We start from the raw sequence: 16,397 nt of genomic DNA, 5'->3' as shown, positions 1-16,397 counted from the left end.
AATAAGATCGCGAGAAGCGGGGAAAGGTGAAATACTCTGAAATCGAATCGGATGGAAGCCTTCAGCGACGGCGTGTTGGCGATTATCATTACCATTATGGTGCTGGAATTCAAAGTGCCGGAAGGCCATGATTGGGCTGCGCTTGCCGGACTTGGCCCGAAAATTCTGAGCTACATTCTCAGTTTCGTCTATGTCGGCATCTACTGGAACAACCATCATCATCTGCTGCACTTGGTTCGCACGATCAACGGGCGGCTGATGTGGCTCAACCTGCTGCTGCTCTTCTGGCTTTCCCTGATTCCGTTCACGACCGCGTGGATGGGCGAAAGCCATTTCGCAGCCACGCCGACGGCGTTGTACGGGATCGTGCTGCTGCTCGCGGCGTTCGCGTATTGGGTGCTGCAGCGCGCGATTTTTATCCAGCATGCCGGCAATTCTACCGTCGTTTCGGCGATCGGCAAGGACTGGAAGGGGAAGTCGTCGCCCGTGATTTACTTGGTCGCCGTCTTGAGCGCCTACGTGAGCACGTGGATCGCCGGCTTCTTATTCGCGCTCGTCGCGGTGATGTGGTTCGTGCCGGATAAGCGAATCGAGCATGCGTTGAACGGCCGCTAGACCAACGGGCACGAGACTAAAGCTGTCGCATCGCGACGGCTTTTTTCTATTTGCCGATGGCTGCATTAATCGCCGCGGCACTCGACCGCATCCACAGTAGTCAGAAAATAAAAAATATTAAAAATTGCAAGATAACTAATTGTAAAATAAAGTGCTTTCAATTACTATTAACCTATCTGACTGGCAGAGTATATGCCTGGATGAAAAGGATGAGATTGTCAGTCGGGCAAGAGGCTTAAATAATAAAGGAGGCGTTATCAATGGCGGCAAAGAAAGAGAAAAAAATGTTGCTTGGTGCGGTCGCGGGGGTTCTGCTCATCGGGGTTTTGGCAGGCTGCGGCGACAACGGCGACGGGGGAAGCAACGGCGGCTCGGGGAAGAAAGTCACGCTGCGCATGATCGAGAGCTTGACGAGCCCGGCCCGGACCACGGTATTGCAAGAGATGATCGCCAAGTTCGAGACGGCTAACCCGGACATCAAAGTCGAGCTGATCTCGCCTCCTTTCGACCAGGCCGACAACAAGATCAAAACGATTCTCGGAGCCAAGGAAGACCTGGACGTATTGGAAGTACGCGATCAGACGATCTCCGAATTCTCCAATAACGGTTATCTCGAGCCGCTTAACGATTACGTGAAGGACTGGCCGGACTATGCGACCGAAGTCGACGTAGCCAAAACGGTCGCATCGCTCGGCGACAAGCTGTACTTTATCACGAACGGCATGTACCAGCGTCAGATGTTCTATCGCAAAGACTGGTTCCAAGAGAAGGGCATTCAGCCGCCGACCAACTACGAAGAGATGGTAGCGGCCGCGATCAAGCTGACGGATCCGAGCAAGAACCGGTATGGATTCTCGTTCCGCGGCGGTGCGGGCGCCAACGGCGTGCCGGATACGATCATTCAAAACTACAACTTCGACAACATCGATCACGACGACTCGTCTTTCTTGAAAGACGGCAAAACGATGTACTCGACGCCGGAAGCGAAGCAGGCGCTGGATCTCTATGTGAAGCTATACAAAGAAGGCTCGCCGAAAGACTCGATCAACTGGGGCTACCAAGAGCAGGTTCAAGCGTTTACGTCCGGCGTAACCGGCATCCTGCTGCAAGACCCTGACGCGATTCCGGCGTTGACGGAGAAAATGGACGTCAACACCATCGGCACGGCTCCAATGCCGAAAGGACCAAGCGGCAAGGCATTCACGGCCACGGGCGGTGCCGGTTGGGGGATTGCCTCCTACTCGAAGCATAAGGACGAGGCGTTCAAGCTGATCGCGTTCCTGTCGAGCCCCGAGCAAAATACGTATTTCGCCATCAAGACCGCGCTTATTCCCATCCATTCTTCGGCAAGCGAGGATCCGTTCTTCCAAACCGATATGTATAAAACGCTGCTTGATATGGCCAGCAAGCCGGATGAATTCGTGAATCTGAAAGCGAACACGAAGTACCCGGGCACCAGCCAATGGGGCCAAGTCGCGATGGAAAGCGGCCAATCGCTGCTGCTCGGCAAAGTATCGGTGGAAGACACGCTGAAGCAATGGGATAAATTCTGGGCCGATCAGCGGGCAAACCTGAAATAAAGCAACGGGCCTTATAGGCGCGGGCGGGGGGGGGGGGGCCGCCCGCCGCGACCATTACGCTCTTAAGGGTGGTGTGGTTCATGAACGACGAGCAGCCTTCCGTCATCGGGCGGTTGCGGACGGGATTCCGCAATTCGCCGCGTGGATTCATCTTTTTCAGTTTGCTGCCGACGCTGGTATTGGTCCTGGTATTTACGTACTACCCGTTTCTGCGGGGCATCGTGATGGCGTTTCAGAACTATCAGCTCTTCGATCTGACCAACGTCCATTTCATCGGCTTGGACAATTTCAAGACCATGTTCAACGACGCGAAGTTCAAGCATGCTTCGGTTAACAGCGTCTATTGGGTGTTTATCTCGCTGATTTTGCAATTTACGATCGGATTGACGGTCGCGCTCATGCTGAACAAGCGTTTTCGCGGACGGGGGATCTTCCAGGGGTTCGTGTTCTATCCTTGGGCCTTGTCCGGATTTCTGATCGGTCTGATCTGGAAATGGATGTTCAACTCGCAGATCGGCGTCATCAATGATTTGCTGATCCGACTCGGTATCATTCACGAGCGAATCGGGTTCTTATCCGATCCGAAATGGGCGCTGTCTTCCGTCATCGTCGCCAACATCTGGTATGGAATCGCTTTCTTCGCGATCATGCTGCTTGCGGCGCTGCAATCGGTGCCGTCCGAGCTGTATGAAGCGGGAAGCATGGACGGCGCGAACGGCGCGCGCAAGCTGTTCAGCATCACGTTGCCCTACATCATGCCGACGGTCATTACGACCACGCTGCTGCGCGCGATCTGGATCTTCAACGATCCCTCGATCATCTACGGGCTGACGAACGGCGGGCCGGCGGGCTCGACGCACATATTATCCTCGCTCATGCTGGACAAGATCATGTACGGCGGCGATTACGGAGCGGCCTCCGCGATCGGCATCGTGATGATCGGCATTCTGATGCTGTACACGATCTTTTATTTAACGGTGACCAGATCAGCGAAATTGGGGGATTTCTAACCATGAAGCGGCCATTGCAAAAAGCGCTGAAAGTCGTCTTCTTGACCCTCTATCTGATCGTGATGGCCTTCCCGCTCTATTGGATCGTCATCACGTCGCTCAAGCCGCAGAAAGAAATCTTCTCCTTTCCCCTGCACTACTGGCCCAGTCAACTGACCTTTCAAAACTACATCAACATCATCAAGATTTCCAATTTCCACATCTATATCGCCAACAGCCTGCTGATCTCGCTCAGCGCCGCCGCGATCGTCGTCTGCATCGCGGTTCTCAGCGCCTACGTGCTGGCCCGGTTCAAATTCCGCAGCCACCGGCACGTGATGCTGGGTTTTTTCCTGACGCAGATGCTGCCCGGGTTCGTGGCGCTGGCGCCGCTCTATTTGCTCATGAGCAGGCTCGGGTTGATCAATTCCCGCATCTCGCTGGTCCTCATGTATACCGTCGGCTTGATCCCGTTCTCGACCATCCTGCTCAAGGGCTTCTTCGAGCGGATTCCGTCGAGCCTCGAAGAAGCGGCGATGATCGACGGCTGCTCCCGGATGTCGGCGCTGATTCGGGTCATCATGCCGGTCATGCTGAACGGGATCGCGGCCACGTTCATCTTCGCCTTCGTGCAGAATTGGAACGAATTGTTCATGGCCGTCATGTTTATCGACGACGAGTCGATGAAGACGCTGCCCGTGGCGATGAACTCGTTCGTGATGAAGTTCGACGTCGATTGGGGGGCCATGTCGGCCGGCACCGTCTTGTCCGTCGTCCCGACGATCGCGTTGTTCGCCATCGCGCAGCGCTTCATCGTCGACGGCCTGACGCAGGGCGCCGTCAAGGGGTAACCGCCGGATGACGGACTCCGGAATCACGAAACGGAAAGGAATCGAGAAGGATGACCAAAAACAACGACCGGGAATGGCCGTACACGTCGGTGAACCACGACGCCGTCGACGAGCGTCATCACGGCGCGATCAATATTCCGATCTATCAGACGAGCTTGTTCGCGTTCGAGACGTACGACAAGTTCCAGCAGGCGGCGCGAAATCCGCAAGTTGAGCACGTCTATTCGCGGGGCAACAACCCCACCGTGCGGTATCTGGAGGATAAGCTGGCGGAGCTGGAGCGGGCGGAAACGGCCAAATGCTTCGCTTCGGGCATGGCCGCCATTTCCGCCGCGATCTTGTCCGCCGTCAAGACCGGCGACCATATCGTGTGCGTGGACCAGGCGTACGGTCCGACGCGCGAATTCGTGACCCGATATTTGCAGCGCTTCGGGATCGAATCGACGCTGGTCGACGGAAGCTCGCCGGATCATATCCGCGATGCGCTTCGCCCGGAGACCAAGCTGATCTACCTGGAAAGCCCGACCTCGATGCTGTTCCAGCTGCAGGATTTGGCGGCCTGCGCCGCGCTTGCGCGCAGCCGCGGCATCGTCACCATCGTCGACAATTCCTGGGCGACGCCGATATTCCAGCGGCCCTTGGAGCTCGGCATCGATCTCGTCGTGCACTCCATCACGAAGTACATATCCGGGCAAAGCGACAGCGTCGCGGGCGTCGTGATCGGCTCCGAGCAGCTCGTCGGCCGGATCGCGAATGACGAATACATGCTGTTCGGCGGCATCATGACGGCGCATACGGCCGCCCAGGTCACGCGCAGCTTGCGCACGCTGCCGCTGCGCATGGAGCGGCACGAGCGCAGCGCGCTGACGGTCGCGGCGCATCTGGCCGCGCAATCGTACGTGCTGCGGGTCAATCATCCCGCGCTCGATTCGCATCCGCAGCGCGAGCTCGGCTTGCGGCAGATGAACGGCTCCAGCGGGCTGTTCTCGTTCGAATCGCCCGAACCGCCGGAGAAGATGCGGCAATGGGCGAGCCGGTTGAAGATGTTCAAGATCGGCGTCAGCTGGGGCGGCTTCGAGTCGCTCGTCACCGTCAATCCGGCGGGCGCGAGCTGCGCCGCGGGAGCCCGCAGCCTGATTCGGCTGCATATCGGTCTGGAGAGCGCGGCCGATCTGATCCTCGACCTGGACGAGACTTGGGCGGCTGTGTCGGCGGAAGGCAGCGATGATGTACCCGATACGAGATGATGTCGGATTCATGAAGGCGGGGGCGACTCAAGATGGCAAAAGTACAGCGGCAAACCATACCCGAATTGGTCTCGCAGGAAATTCAAAATTATATCGAAGAGAAAGAGCTGCAGGAAGGAGACAAGCTGCCGTCGGTCGAAGCCATGACGCATATGTTCGGCGTCGGCCGTTCCTCGCTCCGCGAAGCGCTGCGTTATCTGGAGGCGATCGACGTCATCTCCGTCCATAACGGAAAAGGGATTTACGTGCGCGACGTCGGCACCTACCGGTTCGCCGGCAAGATCAAGATCGAGAAAGAGAAGCGGTTCCTGCTCGCGATCTTGGACGTCCGGCGGGCGCTGGAAGGCAAAGCGGTCGAACTGGCGGCCAAACGGATCACGTCGGCGCAGACCGCGGAACTGGCGGCTTGCATGAAGGAGTACAGCAGGCTAAAAGACGCGGGAGAGCACACCGCCCACATCGACCTGGCGTTCCATCGCGGCATCATGAAGGCGGCGGGCAACCCGATATTGTTCAGCGTGCTGGAGTCGATCGCCGCGATGTACGAGAAGTTTTTTAACGAACCGCTCGGCGACAAACGGCTGTTCGACGATACGTACGAATACCATCACACGATGTTTGCGGCGATCGCGGTTCACGAGCCCGAGCAGGCGCTGGGCGAGTTCAACAAGATGATGGACTGCATCGAGAACATCATCCGAACCTATTGATCGGGAACGGGAGGGCAATGAAAGGGCGATGCGATCAGCCCCGACGGCTCGGAGCCCGAATAACCCGGATCGTAACAAGAAGCTTTTCAATCGCCGCATGGCGGGTTGGAAAGCTTCTTTTTTTGGCCCGATTCCGGCGAATGGCCGTATGCGCTTGCGAATTTACACCCGTCCCCCATAAAAATCTAACGTTTGTTGACTGCGGTCTCATGTTTTTAGTCTGGCAGGGGGGCGGACGAATTCTTTACAATTGACATCAGTTAGATCGATTGTTTGCGCTTTACATGGAAATTTACCCACCTAATGGATAGGTTTCGAATGAGGCCCGCATCGAAAATTGAAAGCGCGTACACATCGGAAAGCGAACTAACGGAAGGAGTGGCTAACAACATGGACACGAAGAGCGGGAGAAAACGCCTGCGAACGCGCTGGCGCTCGCAGGATACCGAGCTGACGCTGCTCGCTTTGCCGACGACCGTCTGGTATATCCTGTTTTGTTTCTTGCCGATGTTCGGCGTCATTATCGCATTCAAGAATTTCAAGATCTTCGGGGGCTTTCTGAGCAACGTCTTCCACAGCGAATGGTCCGGGTTCAAAAACTTCGAGTTCCTGTTCAAGTCCAACGACGCATGGGTCGTCACCCGCAATACGCTGGGCTACAATCTGGTGTTCATCATCCTGGGCATCGCGGTGCCCGTTACCTTGGCGCTCATGATCGGGCAGCTGCACAGCCGCAAGGCGGGGAAAGTGTATCAAACGATGATGTTCCTGCCTTACTTCCTGTCTTGGGTGGTGGTGTCCGCGGTCGCCTGGGCGTTCCTGAGCTTCGATAAAGGGATCGCCAATCAATTCCTCGCCGATATGGGCAAGGATCCCGTGAACTGGTATATGGAAGCGAAATACTGGCCGTACTTCCTCGTGTTCATGAATATGTGGAAGGGCCTGGGATACGGCATGGTGGTCTATCTGGCAACCATCGCCGGCATCGACTCCACGTATTACGAGGCGGCCGTGATCGACGGCGCCTCGAAATGGCAGCAAGCGCGATACATTACGCTGCCGCTCATGAAGCTCGTGATCGTGATGATGTTCATCTTGGCCGTCGGCCGCATCTTCTACACGGATTTCGGCTTGTTCTTCCAGGTGCCGCGGGATTCCAACTCGCTGTTCAACGTGGCGACCACCATCGACGTTCTCGTCTACAAGCAGCTCAAGACCGCTACGGTGGGGATGGCGTCCGCGTCCGCTTTCGTGCAATCCGTGCTCGGCTGCGCAACCATTCTGATCGCCAACTGGATCGTCCGCAAGGTAGATCCGGACAGCGCCATGATGTAAAGGAGGGACTTGGACATGGCAGCAAGAACGAACGAACAGACCGGTCTCGACAAATTCAACCGCATCGGCCGCGTCACGAACGCGATCTTCCATACGGTGTTTATCTTGTTGGCGCTGGTCTGCCTCATACCGATCCTCGTGGTGCTGTCCGTATCGCTGTCCAGCGAGGATTCGATTCGGCACACCGGGTATCATCTCTTCCCGACGGCAATCTCCGGGGATGCCTATCACTATATCTTGCAGCAAGGAACGATGATTTCGCGGGCGCTCGGCGTCTCCGTGCTCGTGACGGTCGTCGGTACCGTGCTCGGCGTGCTGCTTACCGCCTCGATGGGGTACGCGATCTCGCGGCCGAATTACAAGCTGAAAGGGCTGTTGACCTGGATCGTCTTCATTCCGATGGTGTTCAACGGCGGCTTGGTGTCCAGCTATTATATCAACTCGAACCTGCTGGGCCTGAAAGATACGGTCTGGGCGCTGATCCTGCCGCTCGCCGTCTCTTCCTTCAACGTCATTATTTGCAAAACCTTCTTCCGAAGCACCATTCCGGACGGCCTGATCGAATCCGCCGAGATCGACGGCGCAAGCCAGCTAAGGATCTTTTTCTCGATCGTGATGCCGATTTCCCTGCCGGTATTGGCTACGGTCGGATTGTTTCTCTGCTTCGCGTACTGGAACGACTGGTTTCAATCCATGCTGTACATCAACGATCAGAACCTGTATTCGATGCAGGCGTTGCTGAACAGCTTGATGAGCAACGTGGATGCGCTGGCGAAGAACGCGGCCAGCATGGGCATCAGCTACGCGCAGCTTGTCGCCACCATGCCGAAGGAATCCGCCCGCATGGCCGTGGCCATCATCATCGTGGCGCCCGTGGCCGCCGCCTACCCGTTCTTCCAGAAGTACTTTATCTCCGGGCTGACGGTGGGCGCCGTCAAAGGATAATTCGAGAAGCGCAGCGTAATTCGAAAAGGTTGATGCGAAATAAGTCCGGTTCGCCGGGTTTATGATATTCGCCGCGCAATGCGGGCGGCGGGAGCAAGTAACGGAAGAGACGAAAGGGAGGAAATGTACATGAAAAAGACAAAGAAGCATTTGCTGGCCATCGGCGCAGCGGCACTCCTGACGACCGGCCTCGCGGGCTGCGGTTCGAATAACGCGACGAACGACGCGTCGACGAACAAGCCTGCCGACAACCAACCGGCTCAAACGGAGACGAACGCGAACGCGCCGGCTGACACGAACGCCGATAAGCCTGTCGATGCGGCCAATGCGCCTACGCTCGTCTGGTGGACGATCGGGGGCAACGTGCCCGCCAACTTCGACAAAGCGATTGCCGCGATGAACGAGTACACGGCCGAGAAGATCGGCGTGAAGGTCGACATCAAGGTCGCCAGCTGGGGCGATTGGGACACGAAGATCAATACGATCGTGAACACCGGCGAGCCGTTCGACATTATGTTTACGAATAACAGCAAATACAACCAGCAAGTCAACTTGGGCGCATTTGCCGATCTGACCGACGACGTGCAGAGCGAGACGCCGGATCTCTACAAGCTCATCCCGCAGAAGGTGTGGGACGGAACGAAGGTCGGCGGCAAAGTTTATGCGGTGCCGACGTACAAAGACTCGTCGTTGACCCAATATTGGGTGTTCGACGATACGTACGTGCAGAAATACGGCATCGATACCGCCGCCATCAAGACGTTGAAAGACCTGGACAAGCCGTTGCACGACATGAAAGCCGGCGAAGGCAAGAGCTTCTATCCGCTGTCGCTGACGCAGGGCGACGGGTTTAACGGCTTCTTCAACGGCTACGACGATATGACGCTCGGCCTGGCGCCGCTCGGCGTCAAGGTGGACGACGCTTCCCGCAAGGTCGTCTCCGTGCTGGAGCAGCCGGAGATCATGGACGATCTGAAGCTGCTGCATCAATGGTACCAAGACGGCATCATCAATCCGGACGCGCCGACCAAGACGGAAGCGGACAAAGCCCGTCCGTTCTTCGCGGCGCAGGCATTCCCGGGCGCGGAAGCGAGCTGGCAGATCAACGAAGGCGTCGCGAAGTACGACATGTTCCAAATCTTCGGCCCGATCTACACGACGAGCACGATTCAAGGCTCCTTGAACGCGATCTCCGCCAACTCCAAGTACAAGAAAGAAGCTTTGAAATACCTGCAGCTGGTCAACACCGATCCGAAGCTGCGCAACATGCTGGCTTTCGGCGAGCTGGGCGTCGACTATGACAGCGTGGACGGCGAGAAGGTCATCGAGCGCAAGACGGATACGTGGCCGCTGGCCGCTTATACGCAAGGCACGTTCTTCGACTTGGCCGTAACGAAGGGCGCGCCGGAGGATCAGTGGGATCAGGTGCGCAAGCTGAACGACCAAGCGACGTCCTCGACCAACCTGGGCTTTGCCCTCGATATCAGCAAGCTGAGCACCGAGGTCGCCAACACCAAGGCGGTGTGGGATAAATACCGCTACGAGCTGATGACGGGCGCTTCCGATCCGGCGACGACGGTACCGAAGATCGTGTCCGAGATGAAAGCCGCCGGCATGGATACGATCATGAAGGCCGCGCAAGAACAGATCGACGCGTATTTCAAATAAGCCTTGCCGGTGAGCGTCATCGGAAAACCCGAACGGAGATTGCCGTTCGGGTTTTCTGGCACGATACGCAAGATCGCGGGAACGCTCATCGAATCTGACGGGCTGCAGCGGCGGCTCCAACGGATTGCTATGGATCGAGCGTTGCATTTTATTATGCATTGCTTTTATCCGCGGCTGCGTTATATGGTTGAGCAAGCGAGGTGCGCGACAACAGCCTATTGCAAAGGAGACGCCGCATGCGTTCATTTATGCAAATCAAGATCTATCGCGGCAAATTCATTGCATATGCGGTATTCGTGGTATTGATCGGCCTTGCGCTCGGCGCGCTCACCTGCGCGGTGCTGCTGGACCAATGGGTGGGCAATTCGCGGAACGAAGCCGCCGGCGCGTTCTCCCGGGTGGAAAACACCCTGCAGTACGATGCGGACCGCATCGAGGCTTTCATGCAGCGGGTGTATTCCAACGGCGGGTTGGTGACCGACATTCGCTGTTTCTTGGGCAACAGCGCGGAAGGCTATCTGACGAGCCGGCTGCAGGACAGCCATTATAACCGGGCGCTCGTGTCCTTTCCCGACGACATCAAGTCCTTCCTGAGCAACGGCGGGCAGGGCGACATCACGCAAGTGAGCCTGCATACCGCGCAAGAGGGCAACGTCGTCCGCTTCGACAACAACGGCAACACGAGCTTTCTGTTCCGGCTGCCCAACACGGACGGGGCGTTCAGCGAGACGATCCAGAAGGGCTTCGTTTACCGCAAGAAGCTGTCGGATCCGAACCAAATCTCCCGCCAGCTGGGCGAATTCCGCTTCCTGGTCAGCAGCGACCGGATCTTCAAGACGGTGCAGGACGATCATTTGAGCGAGGCGGCGGCGGTCAGCGCTTCCGGAGACGTGTACCTCATATCCGGCAGCGGCGGCAAAGCGGAGGAGCTGGTTCGCCGGGCGGTGGCGGACGGACGCAGCCACGGCTATCTGTCGACGGGCTTCGCGGACCGCGCGTATTTCGTGACGTTCGCCTCCACGGAGTTCGACTACCGGTTCGTCAGCATCGTGGACGTGGCCCCGCTGATCCGTCAGAAGGCGAACGTGCTGCTCATCGTGTTCCTCATCGTGCTGGCCGCCATGATCTGCGTCTTGCTGCTCATCGTCTACAACCTGCGCGAGGACGCGAACTTCCTGCGGCGGATCATCAACGCCATCGGACGCGCGAAGACGGCCGATTTCACGCCGGTGAACCGCGCCCGCTACCGGAAGAACGAGTACGGCATGATCGCCCGCGAACTGGACGATATGATCCTGCAGCTCGATAAACATATCCGCACCAATTATTTGCTCAAGCTCAAGCAGCAGGAGACCGAGATGAAAGCGCTTCAGCACCAGATCAATCCGCATTTTTTGTATAATACGCTTGAGGTGATCCGCTCGTTCGCGCTGGTGAACCGCGCCGACGACACGTCCGACGCCATCGCCACCTTGGGCGCGCTCTACCGCGATATCGTGAAGAACGAAAATATCATTCCGCTCGGCAGCGAGCTGAATTTGCTCCAAAAATACTTGAAAATCATGGAATTCAAATATCCGCAACGGTTTTATTATCAGTTCAACGTGGACGAGGCGTTACTAGCCCTGCCGACCGTGAAATTCTGGCTGCAGCCGCTGGCGGAAAATTTCTTCATCCACGGCTTCCATCCGGAGAGCGAGTTCAACCTGCTCGTCGTGAACGGCTGGGAGGAGGAAGAGCGCTTCGTACTGGAGATCGCGGACAACGGCAATTGGATCCCCGAAGCGCGCTTGGCGGAGATTCACAGCAAGCTTTCCCGGGGCGACGACGCGCCGGGAGACAACATCGGGCTGCGCAACGTCTATACCCGGCTGCACTTTTTCTACGGAGCGGGCTTCAGCATGACGATCGACAATAACGAGGAAGCGGGCGTGAAAGTATCCGTCATTCTATCCAAGGAGGCTACCGACGATGTACAAGCTGTTGATCGTAGATGACGAGCCGCAGATTCTGGAGGGAATGAAGCGGACGCTGGATTGGGAGAAGTACGGCTTCGGCCGCATCGAGACGAGCGAGACGTACGAGGGCGCGATCTCGAAGGCGGTAGATCTCATGCCGGATCTGGCGATCTTCGACGTATGCATCGGCAAGCAGCGCGGGTATGATGCTATCCATAAGCTGAACGAGCTGCGTCTGCCCGCGAAATACATCATCATGAGCGGCTACGGCGAATTCCAATACGCGCTGGAGGCCATTCGCTGCGGCGCCAAGGACTACCTGCTCAAGCCCGTAGACCGTTCGAAGCTGCAGCAGTTGGTCGAGAAGATCATCGTGGAGGATTTGCACGGTACGCTCGAAGGCACGGACCGGGGCGACCTGGACACGGACCCGGTGCTCGGCGTTCGTTACGACAGCCTGTCCAAGCTGGCCAACCGCATTCTCTTGATCGTCAAGGCGGAGTATGCCCAGAACCTGAATTTGAAATCGGTCGCGGAACGGTTTCGCATGAACGGCACGTACCTCGGGCAGCTGTTCCTCAAGGAGACGCAGATGAAATTCTCGGAATACCTGATGGCCTTCCGGATGCTTCGCGCGCAGGAACGCATCCAAGCGACGGACGAGAAGATCATCAGCATCGCGCTCTCCGTCGGCTATCCCAACCTGAACTATTTTTATTCGCATTTCCATTCCTATTTTGGCAAATCGCCCTCGGATCTGAGGAGAAAGGAATAGCGCCGCCATGCCACAACAACGGAATCGGGTTCGTATCTCGGCATCCTTCGCGTTGATCGCAATGGTGATGCTGCCGCTGGCCGGCTGCTTCTCCGGGGCCGATCGGGAGGACCATGCCGCAAAGGCCGGCAACACGGTGAATTTGATCTATTACACGATCGGGGATCCCGACGCGGACCTGCAGATGGTCAACGACCGGATCAACGAGGTCTTGGCCAAGAAAATCGGCGTGACCGTCACGTACATCAAAGTAGGCTGGCAGGAGTACGCGGATCGGCTGAACACCCTCGTGTCGGCAGGCACGCCCTTCGACATCGCGTTCGCGCCGGAGTACACCACGTACGCGCAGCGCGGCGCGTGGCTGAAGCTGAACGACTATCTGTCCACGGCGGGGAAGGACATGTACGAGGCGATCGACCCGATCTTCTGGCAGGGCGTGACGATGGACGACGGTGGCATCTACGGGGTGCCGACCAACAAGGAGCTGGCCGTGCGCGACCAATGGATGTACCCGGAAGCGCTGATCAAGAAGTACGGGATCGACATCTCGAAGTACACGACGCTGGCTTCCCTGGAACCGCTGTTCCGGCTGATCAAGCAGAAGGAACCGACGTACCAGATCATGGACCTCGACAAGGATTCCCAGAACTTCTTCGCCCTCGACGGCTACGAATACGTGTCGGAAAAAACGCTTCCGCTCATGATACGGGCTTTGGATCGCAGCGCGCCGGTGGTGAATATTTTCGAGACGGGCGAAGCCCGGAACGTGCTGGACATTCTTCGGCGCTACTACAAGGAGGGTTACATCAACGAGGACGCGGCCCTGCGGGAGAGCCAAGGGCTGAAGCGGGGCGCGCCGGTATTTTGGAAGGCCGCGGGCGGCGGTCCGCTGTCGGAGAACAGCTGGAGCAAAGATCGCGGCTATAGGCTCGCGGCGTATCCCGTGACGCCCGCGCTCGTCACGACGGAATCCGTGCGGGGAGGGGTCATGGCCGTCAGCGCGGATACGAAGCATCCCGTCGAGAGCGTCAAGTTCCTCAATCTGCTGAACACGGATCCCGAGGTGCGCAACCTGTTTAATTTCGGCATCGAGGGCGTTCACTACACGCTGAACCGCAGCGGCCAGGTGGTGCCCAAGCCGGCCAAGGACAATAACGGCAATCCCGTCCCGGACGCGCCGCCCAGCTACGGGGGCGTGCAGTACACGCAGGGCAATTGGTTCATTCTGAAGACCATGGGCGGGCAATTCCCGGATCCCTTGGACAAATGGAACCAGTTCCGCGCCGGCAACAAGCAAGCCGTCAAATCGAGCACGCTGGGCTTCACCCCGGATTTGTCGCGGATGCCGATCCAGCTGCAGAACATCCAGATGGTCTGGGAGAAATACTATCCCAGCCTGATGACCGGCAGCGTGAACGTCAACGAGGAGCTGCCGAAGTTCAATCAGGAGCTTCGGCTGGCGGGCATCGACGAGGTGCGGGCCGAAGTGCAGCGGCAGCTGGACGCCTGGCGGGCCGCTCATTCGTAGGGCGAAAGCAGCCGGCCGCGGAGCTTAGACGTCGAGCTTCACGCCGCTAGCCTGCTGATCGATCATCTTGCGCAGCAGCGTGCCGATGTGGGCGCCGGCCTCCACGGGCGGCGTGCCGCCGGCGTGAATATTGGAGATGACCATCCGATCGGAATCCCTTCGGCCCGGACCCGGGCGATAACACATGTAGGCGCTCATGGACGCGGCGGTGACGAGGCCCGGCCGCTCCCCGATGAGCAGGACGAGCGCTTCGGGCTTCAGCAGGCGGCCGATATCGTCCATGACGCCCACCCGCCCGCCGCGCACGAAGAAGGCCGTCCCTTCCGCCAGGCCGTTCACGGCCAAGGCATCGCGCAGCGCGGGCAGCACGTCCGCCAGATTGTCGTCGATCGCGCGGCCGCTCAGCCCGTCGGAGACGACGATCTGCACCTGAGGAGCGGCCGCGCAGCGGTCCTCTAGCATCCGGGCGCTCGCTTCGGTCAGCAGGCGGCCGCTGCCCGGGTACTTCAGATAATGTTCCTTGTCCCGGTACTGCGTGTCCACCGCGAACAGGCCGAATTCGTCGAGCGTCTCCGCCTTGACCTCGCCATAGACGGCGTCCACCGCCGCCGCGTGATCCAGCCGGAATAGCAGCATGTCCTTGGTCAGCGGCCGAGTCCCGGACCGTCCGACATCCAGCCTGGCCGGCGTGTGCGACATCCACTCCCGAAAACGATCCTTTCCATGGCCGGCTCCGGTCTCCTTCATTGTTTCCGCCTCCTCTTATGCATGCTTGGCTTAATACATGAACCTTCTGGCATCCCCGGCCGCCGCGGTCAGCAGCCCGCCCGCGAGTATGCCGGCTTCCTCCAGCCAGGTCTCGAACGCGGGAGCGGGACGTTTGCCCAGCGTCTCGCGGATCGTCGCGATATCGTGATAGCTCAAGGACTGATAGTTCAGCATGCAGTCGTCCGCCATCGGAACGCCGATCACGAAATTCACGCCCGCCGAAGCGAGCAGCACGCCTAATACGTCCATGTCGTTCTGATCCGCCCTCATATGGTTCGTGTAGCACACGTCCACGCCCATCGGCAGCCCGTGCATTTTCCCCATGAAATGATCCTCCAAACCGGCCCGCATCACCTGCTTGCCGTCGTACAGATACTCGGGCCCGATAAAGCCGACCACCGTATTCACGATGAACGGGTCGAATCGGCGGGCCAATCCGTAGCACCGCGCTTCCAGCGTCACTTGATCGATGCCGTGATGCGCGTTCGCGGAGAGCTCCGAGCCCTGCCCCGTCTCGAAATACCAGCGGTTCGGGCCATCCGCCGTCCCCTTGGCCCGAATCAGGGCATCCGCTTCCCGCAGCAGCGGCAGATCGATGCCGAAGCCGCGGTTCCCTTCTTCCGTGCCGGCCAGGCTCTGGAACAGCAGATCCGCCGGAGCGCCGCCTTGCACGGCCCGCATCTGGGTGGTGATATGGCCAAGCACGCAGTTCTGCGTCGGAACGGCCCAGCGGGCGATCGCTTCCTGCGTCGCGTGCAGCAGCGTTTTAATCGTTTCCGCCGAATCGCCGACGGGATTGATGCCGATGACCGCGTCGCCGACGCCGTAGGCAAGCGCTTCGAACAGCGAGGCTTTCATGCCCGTCGCGTCGTCGGTCGGATGGTTCGGCTGCGCCCGCGAGGCCAGCGTGCCCCGATGGCCGATCGAGGTGCGGCAGGTCGTGATTACCTCGATTTTGGCCGCGGACTGAATCAAATCGAGATTGGACATCAGCTTGCACAGCGCCGCGATCATCTCGCTCGTCATCCCTCGTCCGATCCGGAGCAGCTCGCTGCCGTCCGTCTCCGTGCGCAGGACGTATTCCCGCAGCTCGGCCACCGACCAGCCGCGAATGGAGGCATACGCCGCCTCGTCGACGCCTTCTTCGATCGCGCGCGACACCTCGTCGCTGTCCGGAGGCAGCGGCGAATGCCGGCGGATGTCGGCCAGCAGGCAATCGGCGAGCAGCATTTTGGCCGCCACGCGTTCCGTCATGTCCGCCGCCGCAATGCCGGCGAGCGCATCTCCGGAGCGTTCCTCGTTCGCTTTGGCGAGCAGGTCCTTCAGATCGCGGAACCGGTATTCCTTTCCTCTGAGCGTGGCATGGAGTTTCATGCGCCGGTCTCCCCTCTTGGTTCCGATTCTTTGTTGCCGGTATTTCGATTGAGC

At 58.5% G+C, this 16,397-nt stretch carries 14 protein-coding genes; 12 read left to right on the top strand and 2 right to left on the bottom strand.

Annotated features, from left to right (window positions below; translation table 11 throughout):
• Nucleotides 1–36 precede the first annotated feature (36 nt).
• From AC50YL_RS30625 to AC50YL_RS30570, 12 genes are all read left to right on the top strand, one after another.
• Entirely contained in the window at nucleotides 37–615 is a 579-nt protein-coding gene (locus tag AC50YL_RS30625) for a TMEM175 family protein (protein WP_494837159.1), read from the top strand.
• Nucleotides 616–875: 260 nt separating this feature from the next.
• Nucleotides 876–2,195, top strand: a complete 1,320-nt coding sequence (locus AC50YL_RS30620) for an ABC transporter substrate-binding protein (protein WP_494837042.1) — start codon at nucleotides 876–878, stop codon at nucleotides 2,193–2,195.
• An 80-nt stretch (nucleotides 2,196–2,275) separates the two neighbouring features.
• Nucleotides 2,276–3,205 carry a carbohydrate ABC transporter permease gene (locus AC50YL_RS30615; protein WP_494837040.1) on the top strand — a complete coding sequence of 310 codons (930 nt, stop codon included), beginning with the start codon at nucleotides 2,276–2,278 and terminating at the stop codon, nucleotides 3,203–3,205.
• Nucleotides 3,206–3,207: 2 nt separating this feature from the next.
• Nucleotides 3,208–4,035: a carbohydrate ABC transporter permease gene (locus AC50YL_RS30610; RefSeq protein ID WP_494837039.1), complete on the top strand. Its 828-nt coding sequence runs from the start codon at nucleotides 3,208–3,210 to the stop codon at nucleotides 4,033–4,035.
• Between the two features lie 50 nt (nucleotides 4,036–4,085).
• The gene (locus tag AC50YL_RS30605; protein WP_494837037.1) at nucleotides 4,086–5,282 is read left to right on the top strand and encodes a trans-sulfuration enzyme family protein; all 1,197 of its coding nucleotides are present in this window, start codon (nucleotides 4,086–4,088) and stop codon (nucleotides 5,280–5,282) included.
• Nucleotides 5,283–5,314: 32 nt separating this feature from the next.
• Entirely contained in the window at nucleotides 5,315–5,992 is a 678-nt protein-coding gene (locus tag AC50YL_RS30600; protein ID WP_494837036.1) for a FadR/GntR family transcriptional regulator, read from the top strand.
• A gap of 390 nt (nucleotides 5,993–6,382) precedes the next feature.
• Nucleotides 6,383–7,327, top strand: coding sequence for an ABC transporter permease (locus AC50YL_RS30595; protein ID WP_494837035.1), 945 nt, complete (start codon nucleotides 6,383–6,385; stop codon nucleotides 7,325–7,327).
• Between the two features lie 15 nt (nucleotides 7,328–7,342).
• A complete protein-coding gene (locus AC50YL_RS30590) occupies nucleotides 7,343–8,272 on the top strand; it encodes a carbohydrate ABC transporter permease (protein ID WP_494837034.1) in 930 nt (309 codons plus the stop codon).
• Nucleotides 8,273–8,401: 129 nt separating this feature from the next.
• Nucleotides 8,402–9,940 carry an ABC transporter substrate-binding protein gene (locus tag AC50YL_RS30585; protein WP_494837032.1) on the top strand — a complete coding sequence of 513 codons (1,539 nt, stop codon included), beginning with the start codon at nucleotides 8,402–8,404 and terminating at the stop codon, nucleotides 9,938–9,940.
• A 236-nt stretch (nucleotides 9,941–10,176) separates the two neighbouring features.
• A complete protein-coding gene (locus tag AC50YL_RS30580; RefSeq protein ID WP_494837031.1) occupies nucleotides 10,177–11,937 on the top strand; it encodes a sensor histidine kinase in 1,761 nt (586 codons plus the stop codon).
• Nucleotides 11,912–12,673, top strand: a complete 762-nt coding sequence (locus tag AC50YL_RS30575; protein ID WP_494837030.1) for a response regulator transcription factor — start codon at nucleotides 11,912–11,914, stop codon at nucleotides 12,671–12,673. Before AC50YL_RS30580 ends, AC50YL_RS30575 begins: the two co-directional genes overlap by 26 nt.
• A gap of 7 nt (nucleotides 12,674–12,680) precedes the next feature.
• Nucleotides 12,681–14,201, top strand: a complete 1,521-nt coding sequence (locus AC50YL_RS30570; protein WP_494837028.1) for an ABC transporter substrate-binding protein — start codon at nucleotides 12,681–12,683, stop codon at nucleotides 14,199–14,201.
• A gap of 24 nt (nucleotides 14,202–14,225) precedes the next feature.
• On the opposite strand, the gene eutC is transcribed toward AC50YL_RS30570, so the two are convergent.
• Together eutC and AC50YL_RS30560 are read right to left on the bottom strand one after the other, a co-directional pair.
• Complete coding sequence (gene eutC / locus AC50YL_RS30565) at nucleotides 14,226–14,948, bottom strand: ethanolamine ammonia-lyase subunit EutC (RefSeq protein WP_494837026.1); 723 nt, start codon at nucleotides 14,946–14,948, stop codon at nucleotides 14,226–14,228.
• A gap of 30 nt (nucleotides 14,949–14,978) precedes the next feature.
• Nucleotides 14,979–16,343: an ethanolamine ammonia-lyase subunit EutB gene (locus tag AC50YL_RS30560; RefSeq protein ID WP_494837024.1), complete on the bottom strand. Its 1,365-nt coding sequence runs from the start codon at nucleotides 16,341–16,343 to the stop codon at nucleotides 14,979–14,981.
• Between the last annotated feature and the right edge of the window lie 54 nt (nucleotides 16,344–16,397).

This window comes from Paenibacillus sp. J22P277 (assembly GCF_059383675.1).
Note: the sequence above shows the minus strand (reverse complement) of the source record. Positions and strands in the feature narration are given on the sequence as shown.

Bases quoted from the DNA above. Each gene is read 5' to 3' on its own strand.
- AC50YL_RS30620 (WP_494837042.1), top strand. From the start codon at position 876: ATGGCGGCAAAGAAAGAGAAAAAAATGTTGCTTGGTGCGGTCGCGGGG.
- AC50YL_RS30615 (WP_494837040.1), top strand. From the start codon at position 2,276: ATGAACGACGAGCAGCCTTCCGTCATCGGGCGGTTGCGGACGGGATTC.
- AC50YL_RS30610 (WP_494837039.1), top strand. From the start codon at position 3,208: ATGAAGCGGCCATTGCAAAAAGCGCTGAAAGTCGTCTTCTTGACCCTC.
- AC50YL_RS30605 (WP_494837037.1), top strand. From the start codon at position 4,086: ATGACCAAAAACAACGACCGGGAATGGCCGTACACGTCGGTGAACCAC.
- AC50YL_RS30600 (WP_494837036.1), top strand. From the start codon at position 5,315: ATGGCAAAAGTACAGCGGCAAACCATACCCGAATTGGTCTCGCAGGAA.
- AC50YL_RS30595 (WP_494837035.1), top strand. From the start codon at position 6,383: ATGGACACGAAGAGCGGGAGAAAACGCCTGCGAACGCGCTGGCGCTCG.
- AC50YL_RS30590 (WP_494837034.1), top strand. From the start codon at position 7,343: ATGGCAGCAAGAACGAACGAACAGACCGGTCTCGACAAATTCAACCGC.
- AC50YL_RS30585 (WP_494837032.1), top strand. From the start codon at position 8,402: ATGAAAAAGACAAAGAAGCATTTGCTGGCCATCGGCGCAGCGGCACTC.
- AC50YL_RS30580 (WP_494837031.1), top strand. From the start codon at position 10,177: ATGCGTTCATTTATGCAAATCAAGATCTATCGCGGCAAATTCATTGCA.
- AC50YL_RS30575 (WP_494837030.1), top strand. From the start codon at position 11,912: ATGTACAAGCTGTTGATCGTAGATGACGAGCCGCAGATTCTGGAGGGA.
- AC50YL_RS30570 (WP_494837028.1), top strand. From the start codon at position 12,681: ATGCCACAACAACGGAATCGGGTTCGTATCTCGGCATCCTTCGCGTTG.
- eutC (WP_494837026.1), bottom strand. From the start codon at position 14,948: ATGAAGGAGACCGGAGCCGGCCATGGAAAGGATCGTTTTCGGGAGTGG.
- AC50YL_RS30560 (WP_494837024.1), bottom strand. From the start codon at position 16,343: ATGAAACTCCATGCCACGCTCAGAGGAAAGGAATACCGGTTCCGCGAT.